Genomic DNA, 10,343 nt, shown 5'->3' on the forward strand with positions numbered 1-10,343 from the left:
GAGCCAGTCGTCGATCTTCACGTACAGTGCGGTGAGAAGGGTGTTGATGTCTGTCGTCACAAACGGATCATCAACACCCTTCGCTGCGTCCGCAGCCCCGTCCCGAGTTAGGACTTACTCGTCTAGGCCCCGGCCGGCCGGCCGCCGACATCGATTGGAGTTTGCCGGCCCGGGGCGGGAACACTGTGCTGGTGGATCACCGGGATCTGGTCAGGCTAAGCAAGAGGATGTCCCTGGCGTTGCGGCACCGGCCGGACCGGTTCGGTCTCACCCCGGACCGCGCCGGCTGGGTGCCGGTGGCCGAACTGCTCGCCGCGCTGCGGGCCACCCACGCTGACCTCGACGCCGTGGTGGCCGGCAACGACAAGCAGCGCTTCGCGGTGCAGCGCGACGCCGACGGGACCGAGCGGATCCGGGCGAGCCAGGGCCACTCGATCCCGGTCGACCTGGGTCTGGCGCCGGCCGCGCCGCCCGAGCGGCTGTTCCACGGTACGAGCGCCGCCGCGCTACCCTCCATCCTGGCCACCGGCCTGCACCGCGGCGGCCGGCACCACGTCCACCTGTCGCCGGACGTGGACACCGCCAGCCGGGTCGGCGCCCGCCGTGGCGGTGCGATCATCGTGCTCACCGTTGACGCGGCGGCAATGGCCCGCGACGGCCACCTCTTCTACCGCAGCGCCAACGGCGTCTGGCTCACCGACGCCGTGTCCGCCGCGTACCTGAGTACCTGAGAGCGGCCCGACTCGGCCTCAGACCGGCGGCTGGTTGGCGAGGAAGTCGGCGAGCACCCGGGTGTGGGTGGAGAAGGCCAGCTCGACCGGCTCGGTGAGGACCAGCCACTCGGTCGCCTCCTCAGTCGGCGCCGACGGGGGCAGGTCGCCGACCGGCCGCTCGGGGAGCACACCGAAGACCATCATGGTGCCGCCGGCCGGTGCGCCGTGCACCGCGAAGAGCCGCGCCTCGTCGGCCTCGGCCAGCAGCCCCGTCTCCTCGCGCAGCTCCCGGACCAGCGCCTCGGACCACTCCTCGCCGTATTCGATGAAGCCACCGGGGAGGGCCAACTGGCCGCGGGCCGGCTCGATGTCCCGGCGGACCACCACCACGCCCAGGCCGTCCGGCGTACGGACCGGCAGCACCGCCACCGCGACCGGTAGCGGATTGCGCCAGACCGTCTGGCCGCAGGCCGCGCAGAAGCGCGGCCAGTCGGCACCCACCGGGTAGGCCGTGCCGCAGTACGAGCAGTACGAGTACGGAGCGCCGGTCACGCCGCAGCACGTTACCGCGCCGGGCGGTTTTCGGCTCGCGGTCAGCTCGCCGGGACCCCGGTGTACGCGGCGGTGGTCCGGTCCGCCGCTGCCCGGGCCTGGTCGGCCGGGGTGCCGGCCGCCGCGCTGGCCTCGCCCCAGCGCTCGCTGCACAGCGTCATGAACCGGCGGGCCTCGTCGGAGCCCATCCACTCGGCGGCCCGGTCGGGGGTGACTCCGCTGCCGTCCCCGGCCAGGTACGAGGCCAGGCCGAGCAGCCCCATGTCCCAGCCGACGCCGGTGGCGCCCGGGCCGAACTCGGCCCAGCGCTGGTCGTCGACGTGCGCAATGTGTTCCAGCTCGAACCGGGTACGCCCCTCGCCGGCCGGGCTGAGCCGTAGCTCGATCCAGCTCACCTCGCCGCCGTACTCCCAGGTGGCGGCGAAGCCGTGCGGCGGGTCGCAGCGCTCGATCGTGCCGCCGGCGTTCCCCTCGAGCTGGTAGCGGCCGCCCAGCCGCAGTTCGCCGGAGATCGGCAGGAACCAGCGGGGGATCCGGTCGGCGCTGGTGCAGGCGTCCCAGACGTCCTCCAGCGGCGCGTCGTACGTCTGGCTGATGATGCTCACGCGCGCCTCGCCGGCGGGCAGCGTACGGCTGCCGACGGTGCGCTCGACGGAGCTGATCTGCCCGATCACGTCGATCATGGTGCTCTCCTCTCATCGGGGCCGCCCTCGCGGAGTCGGCGTTCCCGTCGGCCCCGGGCCAGTTCGGTGGCGAGGGCCTCCAGCGGCGGGGTCCAGAAGCGGCGGAAGTGGTCCAGCCAGGCGTCCACCTGGCGCAGCGGTCGCGGGTCCACCGCGTAGAGGCGGCGGGTGCCCTCGGGTCGTACGGTGGCGAAGCCGTTGTCCCGCAGCACCTTGAGGTGCTGCGACACGGCCGGCTGGGAGATGCCGAACTCCTCCTGAACGGCCGCGGTGAGGCTGCCGGCGGTCTGCTCGCCGTCGGCGAGCAGCTCGAGGATCCGGCGGCGGACCGGATCGCCGAGGACGTCGAAGGCGTGCACGACCTGTTTCTATCAGATGAAGCTTATATAAGCGAGCTCTTCAGCGTCGCCGCAGTGCGCGGCGCAGTTCGTCGGCGCCCCAGACGATCGGCGGGAACGCCAGCAGCAGGGCCAGCATGGCCGGGTCGGGCAGCCGGGTGCCGAAGACGCCCTGCAACGGCGGAACAGTGACGATCAGCGCGGCGAAGGCGATCTCGAAGGCGATGCCCCGCAGCAGCAGCCGGTTGCTGAACACGCCGATGGAGCGGAGCGACACGTGTTCGGTGCGGACCGCGAAGGCCGTGCCGATCTGGCAGGAGACGATGCCGAGGAAGGTCATCGTGGTCGCCTCCCGGTACGCGTCGTGCAACGCGCTACCCGGCCCGGTCGGCGCGCCGGGTGTCCAGCCGGCCCGCACCAGCACCGCGAAGAATCCCGCCAGCACCAGCGCCGCCGAGATCAGCCCGATGAAGCCGTAGCCCCGGGCCACCATCGGCCCGTTCACCACCTTGTCGCTGCGCCGCCGGGGCGGCCGCTCCATCAGACCGGGCTCGGCGGGCTCCCGGCCGAGCGCGAGGGCGGGCAGCGTGTCGGTGCCCAGGTCGATGGCGAGGATCTGCAGCACGGTCAGCGGCAGCGGCACCGCCCCGGCGGAGAGCGCGAAGATGAGGAAGGGCACGACCTCCGGCGTGAGGTGGGCGAAGATATAGACGATGAACTTGCGGACGTTGTCGTAGACCCGGCGACCCTCCGCCACCGCGGCGACGATGGTGGCGAAGTTGTCGTCGGTGAGGATCATCGTGGCGGCCTCCCGGGTCACGTCGGTGCCGGTCCGGCCCATCGCCACCCCGATGTCCGCCCGCCGCAGCGCCGGCGCGTCGTTGACTCCGTCGCCGGTCATCGCCACCACCTCGTGGTTCGCCCGCAGCGCCTCGGCGATGTGCAGCTTCGCCTCGGGCGAGACCCGGGCGAAGACCACCTCCCGCCGCTCGCCGAGCAGGTGGCGCAGCTGATCGGCGGACATCCGGTCGAGCTGCTCGCCGGTGATCACGGTCGGCTCGTCGCGCACGATGCCGACCTGCCGGGCGATCGCGGCGGCGGTCAACCCGTGGTCGCCGGTGACCATGATGATCCGGATGCCGGCGGTGTGGCAGCGGGCGACCGCCTCCGGCACCTCCGGTCGGGGCGGGTCGACCATCGCGACGAAACCGAGGAAGGTCAGCTCCCGCTCGGCGTCCGCGCGCTCCGCGGGCACCGTGGTCAGCCGGCGCCGGGCCACGCCGAGGATCCGCCGGCCCTGCCCGGCCTGCGCGGTCACCGCCGCGTCCAACTCGTTCCGGTACGCCTCGTCGAGCGGCCGTTCGGACCCGTCCGCGCGGATCACGCTGCTGCACCGGCGCAGGACCTCCTCCGGCGCGCCCTTGGTGTGCAGCCAAAGTTGCCCGGCCCCCTCGTCGGCGGTGGACATCAGTCGAAGCTTCGGATCGAAGCGGAACTGCGCCCGCCGCCCGGCGTGCTCGGCGTCGGTCACCCCGAGGTCGACGGCGAACCGGAGCGGCGCCACCTCGGTCGGGTCGCCGCTGTCGAGACTGGCGTTGTTGCAGGCCGCCACGGCGACGGCCAGCGCGCACAGCGCCGCGTCCGGCCGGGTGCCGGGACCGGGAGCCGGGTCGAGCAGGGCGTCCGCCGCCCGGACCGCGACCACCCGCATCCGGTTCTCGGTCAGCGTGCCGGTCTTGTCGGTGCAGATCACGTCCGTCGAGCCGAGCGTCTCGACCGCGCTGAGTCGCTTCACCACCGCGCCCACCCGGGCCAGGCTGCGAACGCCGACGGCCAGGGCGAGGGTGATGGTGGGCAGCAGTCCCTCCGGCACGTTGGCGACCAGCAGACCGATGGCGAAGGTGAAGGCGTCGGAGATCGGCATGCCGGCGACGAACACGCCGAGCGGGAAGAAGACCAGCCCGGCGCCGACCGCCACCGCGGCGATCAGCCAGGCGACCCGCCGTACCTGCTTCTCCAGCGGGCTCTCCTCGCGGCCCACCCGCTGCGACAGGGCGGCGATGCGGCCCAGCTCGGTCCGCATCCCGGTGGCGTGCACCAGCGCCCGGGCCTCTCCTCCGAGGCAGTTGGTGCCGCTGTAGACCAGGTTGGCGGCCTCGGTCGGCCCGCCGGCGGACGACGGTGCGTCGGCCGAGCGGTAGACCGGCTGCGACTCGCCGGTGAGGGCGGAGAGGTCGATCTCCACCGAGCCGTCGATCAGTCGGGCGTCTGCGGAGATCCGGTCGCCCTCGGCGACGGCCAGCACGTCGCCGGGCACCAGTTCCGCCGCCAGGATCTCCTGCCAGCGCCCGTCGCGCCGGACCCGGGCGTGCCGGGGCAGGTAGCGGGTGAGCGCCTCGACCGCGCGTTCGGCCTGGCGTTCCTGCGCGGAGGCGAAGAGCGCGTTCAGCGCGATCACCACCAGGATCGCCCCGGCCAGCACCGCCGTGCCGGCCACCCAGGCCAGCGCCGCGGCCACCCAGAGCAGGAGTGCCAACGGGTGAACGACCTGCCGGCCCAGCTCCCGCCACCAGCTGCGCCGCCGCTGCCGCCGCAGCTCGTTCGGCCCGTACGTGGTCAGCCGGCGGCGGGCCTCGGCGGTATCCAGCCCGTCCGGGCCGGCGGAGAGGGCGCGGAACAGCGCGTCCAGCGGTGCCCGGGGATCCGGCCCCTCGGTCGCCGCCTGCTTTTCCGCCACGTTCCCAGGCTGCGACACCACCCACCCCGACGGGGCCGGTTCGCGGTATCCGCCGCAGCGCTCTACGGGCGGGTCAGCCCCCGAGCCGGGCGGCGACCGCGCTGCGCAGCTCGGGCAGCCGGTCGTGCAGCAGCCCCGGGCACTGGGTGCTGTTGAAGTCCATGTGCCCGTAGATCTCGCTGGACGGGATGCCGTACTGCTGGCAGGTGAACGCGCAGAACAGCACCAGGCTGTCCCAGAGCGCCTGCGGCGGCTGGACGTCGAGGTAGGTGCCCTCGTTCTCGATGCCGATGGCCTGGCTGTTCTGCCCGACGCAGTGCGCGCCCTGGACCATGGTCTGCCCGTGCAGCAGCGCGTAGAGGCTGCCGTGCCGGCCCTCGGTCAGGTACCCGCCGCGGCTGTTGGTGAAGTGCTGCCCGGAGTCGATCCAGCCGTTGGTGTCCATGTGCAGGTTCTGGATGTCGCGGGAGTTCTGGTAGGCGTGGGCCAGGCTGTAGTCGGTGGAGTTCGGGAACGCCGTGTGATGGATGATGATCTTGTTGGGGCGGCTCTGCACGACGCTCACCGACGACGCCGGTGGCCGGGCGCCCCAGGTGGCGCAGTTGGCGATGAGGGGCTGGTCCACCGGGGTGGTGACCGCGCCTGCGCTGCGGTTGCCGGCGTACTGGCCGAGGGCGGTGACGCCGGCGGCGGCGCCGAGCAGGACGGCACCGCGCAGCACGGCCCGCCGGGGTACGGGGACGGACATCGGAACCTCCTTCGCCGGGACGGTCCGGTGGCGGGCCGGGTGACCCGCCACCGGCGGTGCGTCAGCAGGGCCCGTTGCAGGCAAGCACCTTGAGCCGGTCCCAGGTGCCGTTCCAGACGTCCTGGTCACCGGGGAAGGTGCCGGAGGAGGCCCACTGCCAGAAGGAGTACGTCGACCAGCCGGCCGGAAGGGTCCCGACGGTGCTGGAGTACCGGGCGATCCAGAGCGGGTTGGTGGAGGCGAAGCCGCTGTAGTTGCCGGTGCAGGTGGTCCACCAGTCGGTGGTGGTGTAGATGGTCGCCCACCGGCCGGTGCGGGAGTGGTACTGGTTGACGAACGAGGAGATCCAACTGCGCATCCCGCTCTGCGTCAGGCCGTAGCAGGTGGAGCCGTACGGGTTGTATTCGATGTCCAGCGCGCCGGGCAGCGTCTTGCCGTCCTTGGACCAGCCGCCGCCGTGGTCGACGAAGTAGTTGGCCTGGGTGGCGCCGCTGGAGCGGTCCGGCAGGGCGAAGTGGTACGAGCCGCGAATCATCCCGACGTTGTAGGAGCCGTTGTACTGCTGGGCGAAGTACGGGTTGGTGTAGCCGGTGCCCTCGGTGGCCTTGACGTACGCGAACCGGGCGCCGTTGCTCCAGGCGGCGGACCAGTTCACGTTGCCCTGGTAGCTGGAGACGTCCATGCCGCGCAGGCCGGCCGGGGCGGCGCTGGCCGGTACGGCGCCGAGGGTGGCCGAGGCGGCGAGGGTGACCGTGGCGAGCAGGGCGGCCGAGGCGGCCCGCAGCGCCGATCGGAGGGGACGGTTCATCTTTCCTCCCTGGGGGGTTGCCGCTCAGGCGGCGGGAGTGACGAAAGGAACTGTCAGTATTAGGTCACGAGACGGAGACAAATTTCAATAGATACATGGAAGATCCTCTTTAAATCGCGTCGACACGCGGCGATGAGGTGCCATCGGTCGCACCACGCCGGGGCCGGCGCGGAGGAGCGAGGTGCGGGTCAGCGCAGGCGGGACAGGAAGGCCCGGACCTGCTCGCGGGCGCGGTCGGTGATCTCGGGGCCGTGGGTGAAGGCGGCCACGTCGTAATCCAGCTCGCCCAGCACGTGCGCGGTGCGTTGGGTCATCCGGAAATCCGTGCAGAACGACTTCACCGGCCAGCGGACCCCGGCCACGTTGAACAGCGCGTCCCCGGTGATCAGCACCCGGGTCGGCTCGTGGAGCAGCGACACGTGCCCCGGGGAGTGTCCGGGGGTGTGCACCACGCGCAGGCCGCCGCCGACGGGGAGCACGTCGCCGTCGGCCAGCGGCTGGGCCACCTCGAACGCCGGGAACCGGCCGTCGCCCAGCCGGGCGAGGAGGCGTCCGGCCGTGCCCGCCCGGTCCTGCGGCGGAACCCGCCCCGACTCGGCGTACGGCACGTCGGCGCGGTGCGCGGCGACCGGGGCGCCCGTGCGCCGGGCCAGCTCGGCGGCGCCACCGGCGTGGTCCCGGTGGGCGTGGGTCAGCACGATCCGGGTGACGTCGGCCGGGGCCTTGCCGATGGCCGCCAGCCCGCGCACGATTCGGGCCGGGGCCCGTTTCAGCCCGCAGTCGACCAGCGTGACGGCGCCGTCGTCGTCGACGAACGCGTATGAGTTCACCAGGGCGCGACCGACGGTGGGAATGCGCCAGACCCCGGGAGCGAGCGGAACCGCGGCAGATCTCGCCATCGGCCGAGTCTATGACGGCGTGTCGATCCGGGCGGTCCCCGTTCGTATGGAAGGTGAAGGGGCCGGCGGAGGGCCGGCCCGCCCGGCGAGGAGGAGCCCATGAAGCAGTACCTGATCAGCATGTACCAGCCGGCCGGCGTAGGTATGCCCGACCCGGAGTTTCTGGCCGACGTGATGCGCAAGGTCGACGCCATCCGCCGCGACCTGGTCGAGGCCGGGTCCTGGGTCTTCGGCAACGGGCTGCACGCCCCGGAGACGGCGCCTTGCGGCCGGCGGTGGCCAGCCGCCCCGCGATGAGCCCGCCGCCGGCACCCGAGCCGACCACGACGACGTCGGCCTCCAGTGTGGTGTCTCCGTCCGGTACCAGCGGCGTGATCGGCTTCGGTACGTCAGGGGCGGGCGAGATCGGTCCGGGGTAGCCGAACGTCGTCCATGCGGGATTGCGGCCCGTCTCGTCCGGCAGGCAGTACGCGAAGAAGAGCGTCATGGCGACGAGCCCGCCGATGCCGGCGGCCGCCTCCCGGGACGCCAGCGAGAGGTTGGTGAGGATCTGCTCCCGGGAGGGCTGCGAGGCGTCGGCGAAGCCCTGGTCGGCGAGCACGTCCAGCAGTTGGCGCAGTCCGGCCCGCTGCTCGGCGGGCATGAGGTCGAGGGCCACCAGCAGCGCCTGGTCGACGCCGATGTCGGTGGACCGGCGGCGCCAGAAGCCGTCCGGGTCGTCCTCGCGGTCGACGGCCGGTACGGCGGTGTCACAGAGGGCGCGCAGCGTGGCCAGCTGCAGGTCGCTCAACGGATCGGGCATGAACGGGACTCCCTCCCTGGACCCGGACCGGGTGTCGCGAGGCTATCGCCGGGCGGAACCGAGGGGAAGTGTTGTCGCACTGCCTCTGCAAAAAGTCTCGCCTGGCCGGGGCGGTGCGACACGTCGAAGATCCGTACCCTGGCGGGATGAAAAACGCCGGGCCGCTGCGGACCGCGCTGACCCGGTGGGGGGTGCCGGGACTGTCCTGCCGGGGCGCGACGCACACCGTGCGGTCCGCCCGGCTGGAGGTGTCCGTGGCCCGGGTTCGTGACCTCGTCGAATTCGCGGAACTGGAGGACGAGGAGATCCGCTACCGCCAGGGCACGTCGCAGCGCGCGGTCGCCGGCAACCTGGCCGCCTTTCCTTCGGACGTGCCGATCTGGACGCGGGAGTGCGGAACGTTCGTCGCCCGGGAGCGGAGCACCGGGAGGCTGGTGGCGAACCTCAGCCTCTACGTCGAGTCGGGTCGGCAGCTGCACGTCGGAGGGTCGGTGGTGGCCGGTGCCCGCCGACAGGGGTACGGCCGGGAGGCGCTGGAGCTGGTCTGCGCGCTCGGACACCGGCACCTGGGCATGCGGCACCTCATCGCCCGGTGCGAGGCCGGCAACGTGGCGAGCTGCCGCTGGCTGATGTCCGTCGGCTTCGCCCGGATGCCCGGCGACCCGAGGCACGTCCTGCCGGACGGGCGGGCGGTGGAAACCCTCTGGTGGCAGCACGTCGACCCGCTGTCGCGGCGGCGCTGCCGAAGCCTCCAGGCGCCCGGGCTCCAGCTGCACTTTCCCTGAACCGCGGCCGGTCAGAAGAGCGCCGCGATGAGCCGGTCCCGGGTGTCCGCGGGGTCGATCACGTCGTCGAGTTCGAAGCTCGCCGCGGCGGACAGCGCCCGGCCGCGGGCGTAGGCGAGCGCCACCAGCTCGTCGTACCGGCGCTGGCGCTCGGCATCGTCCGCGATCGCGGCCAGCTCCCGGCGGTAGCCGAGGCGCACCGCGCCCTCGAGACCCATCGGGCCGATCTCCCCGGTCGGCCAGGCGAGCGTGAGCCGGGCGGCGTGGAAGCTTCCGCCGGCCATCGCCATGGCACCGAGCCCGTACGCCTTGCGCAGCACCACGGTCAGCAGCGGCGTACGCAGGGACGCCCCGGCGGTGAAGAGGTCACCTGCCGCGCGCACCAGGCCGGTGCGCTCGGCGTCCGGACCGACCATGATCCCGGGGGTGTCGCAGAGACTGACCACGGGCAGGTTCATCCGCTCGCAGAGCCGCAGGAAGCGGGTGCCCTTGTCGGCGGCGGTGGCGTCGATCGCCCCGGCGCGGTGCAGCGGGTTGTTGGCGATGACGCCGACCGGGCGCCCACCGAGGCGGGCGAACGCGGTCACCAGCGACCGGCCGTGCCGTTCCCGCAGCTCCAGCACCGAGTCCAGGTCGAACAGCACGCGCAGCACGCCCCGGACGTCGTAGGCGCGGCGCCGGTTCTCCGGCAGGACGCCGCGCAACCGGCGCTGATCCTCGTGGCGGTCCTCCGCCGGCTCCCCGTGCGCGTAGCCGAGGACGCGCCGGGCGAGGCGTACCGCGTCGGCGTCGTCCGTCGCGTGGACGTCGACGGCGCCGCTGGCCAGGTGCACGTCGAGCGGGCCGACGTCCTCCGGGGCGACCGCGCCGAGCCCGGCGGCCTCCACCATGGCCGGCCCGCCCATGCCGATACTGGCTCCGGCCACCCCGATGGTGACGTCGCACATGCCGAGCAGCGCGGCGTTGCCGGCGAAGCAGTAGCCGGCGGCGATCCCGACCCGGAGCGAGCGCAGCCGCGCCAGCGACGCGAAGGTCATCAGCTCCAGCCCGGCCACCGTCGGATGGTCGGTGTCGTTGGGCCGGCCACCCCCGCCCTCGGCGAAGACCACGACCGGCAGGTCCTCCCGCGCGGCAACGTCGAGGAGGCGGTCGGTCTTGCGGTGGCCGGTGAGCCCCTGGGTGCCGGCGAGGACGGTGTAGTCGTACGCGACCGCGCCGACGCGTACGCCGTCGACCCGGCCGACGCCGGTGAGGACGCCGTCGGCCGGGGTGGCCGCG

11 protein-coding genes are annotated in these 10,343 nt (G+C 73.0%); 2 read left to right on the forward strand and 9 right to left on the reverse strand.

The window, feature by feature from the left end:
• Positions 1-191: 191 nt before the first annotated feature.
• Positions 192-731 carry an RNA 2'-phosphotransferase gene (locus DKL51_RS12275; protein WP_109943462.1) on the forward strand — a complete coding sequence of 180 codons (540 nt, stop codon included), beginning with the start codon at positions 192-194 and terminating at the stop codon, positions 729-731.
• Between the two features lie 18 nt (positions 732-749).
• Here DKL51_RS12275 and DKL51_RS12280 read toward each other — a convergent pair whose 3' ends face one another.
• From DKL51_RS12280 to DKL51_RS34890, 8 genes are all read right to left on the reverse strand, one after another.
• Positions 750-1,265 carry an NUDIX domain-containing protein gene (locus tag DKL51_RS12280; RefSeq protein ID WP_109965188.1) on the reverse strand — a complete coding sequence of 172 codons (516 nt, stop codon included), beginning with the start codon at positions 1,263-1,265 and terminating at the stop codon, positions 750-752.
• Positions 1,266-1,306: 41 nt separating this feature from the next.
• Positions 1,307-1,948 carry an SRPBCC family protein gene (locus DKL51_RS12285; protein WP_109943442.1) on the reverse strand — a complete coding sequence of 214 codons (642 nt, stop codon included), beginning with the start codon at positions 1,946-1,948 and terminating at the stop codon, positions 1,307-1,309.
• Positions 1,945-2,307, reverse strand: a complete 363-nt coding sequence (locus tag DKL51_RS12290; protein WP_109965189.1) for an ArsR/SmtB family transcription factor — start codon at positions 2,305-2,307, stop codon at positions 1,945-1,947. Before DKL51_RS12290 ends, DKL51_RS12285 begins: the two co-directional genes overlap by 4 nt.
• A 40-nt stretch (positions 2,308-2,347) precedes the next feature.
• Positions 2,348-5,023, reverse strand: coding sequence for a cation-translocating P-type ATPase (locus tag DKL51_RS12295; RefSeq protein WP_109965190.1), 2,676 nt, complete (start codon positions 5,021-5,023; stop codon positions 2,348-2,350).
• Positions 5,024-5,096: 73 nt separating this feature from the next.
• Positions 5,097-5,771, reverse strand: coding sequence for a peptidoglycan recognition protein family protein (locus DKL51_RS12300; RefSeq protein ID WP_109965191.1), 675 nt, complete (start codon positions 5,769-5,771; stop codon positions 5,097-5,099).
• 61 nt (positions 5,772-5,832) lie between these two features.
• Positions 5,833-6,579 carry a lysozyme gene (locus DKL51_RS12305; RefSeq protein ID WP_109943446.1) on the reverse strand — a complete coding sequence of 249 codons (747 nt, stop codon included), beginning with the start codon at positions 6,577-6,579 and terminating at the stop codon, positions 5,833-5,835.
• A 188-nt stretch (positions 6,580-6,767) separates the two neighbouring features.
• The gene (locus DKL51_RS12310; protein ID WP_109943447.1) at positions 6,768-7,478 is read right to left on the reverse strand and encodes an MBL fold metallo-hydrolase; all 711 of its coding nucleotides are present in this window, start codon (positions 7,476-7,478) and stop codon (positions 6,768-6,770) included.
• Between the two features lie 115 nt (positions 7,479-7,593).
• Complete coding sequence (locus tag DKL51_RS34890; RefSeq protein ID WP_165823047.1) at positions 7,594-8,280, reverse strand: gluconate 2-dehydrogenase subunit 3 family protein; 687 nt, start codon at positions 8,278-8,280, stop codon at positions 7,594-7,596.
• Between the two features lie 146 nt (positions 8,281-8,426).
• On the opposite strand from DKL51_RS34890, the gene DKL51_RS12320 reads away from it, so the two are divergent.
• The gene (locus DKL51_RS12320) at positions 8,427-9,065 is read left to right on the forward strand and encodes a GNAT family N-acetyltransferase (protein ID WP_109943449.1); all 639 of its coding nucleotides are present in this window, start codon (positions 8,427-8,429) and stop codon (positions 9,063-9,065) included.
• A gap of 11 nt (positions 9,066-9,076) precedes the next feature.
• Here the strand turns inward: DKL51_RS12320 and DKL51_RS12325 are convergent.
• Positions 9,077-10,343, reverse strand: a 1,267-nt coding sequence (locus DKL51_RS12325) for an acyl-CoA carboxylase subunit beta (RefSeq protein ID WP_124812058.1), incomplete at its 5' end; no start/stop codon positions are given.

The organism is Micromonospora globispora, assembly GCF_003857015.1.
GTDB lineage: Bacteria > Actinomycetota > Actinomycetes > Mycobacteriales > Micromonosporaceae > Micromonospora > Micromonospora globispora.

Bases quoted from the DNA above. Each gene is read 5' to 3' on its own strand.
- DKL51_RS12285 (WP_109943442.1), bottom strand. From the start codon at position 1,948: ATGATCGACGTGATCGGGCAGATCAGCTCCGTCGAGCGCACCGTCGGC.
- DKL51_RS12300 (WP_109965191.1), bottom strand. From the start codon at position 5,771: ATGTCCGTCCCCGTACCCCGGCGGGCCGTGCTGCGCGGTGCCGTCCTG.
- DKL51_RS12305 (WP_109943446.1), bottom strand. From the start codon at position 6,579: ATGAACCGTCCCCTCCGATCGGCGCTGCGGGCCGCCTCGGCCGCCCTG.
- DKL51_RS12310 (WP_109943447.1), bottom strand. From the start codon at position 7,478: ATGGCGAGATCTGCCGCGGTTCCGCTCGCTCCCGGGGTCTGGCGCATT.
- DKL51_RS34890 (WP_165823047.1), bottom strand. From the start codon at position 8,280: ATGCCCGATCCGTTGAGCGACCTGCAGCTGGCCACGCTGCGCGCCCTC.
- DKL51_RS12320 (WP_109943449.1), top strand. From the start codon at position 8,427: ATGAAAAACGCCGGGCCGCTGCGGACCGCGCTGACCCGGTGGGGGGTG.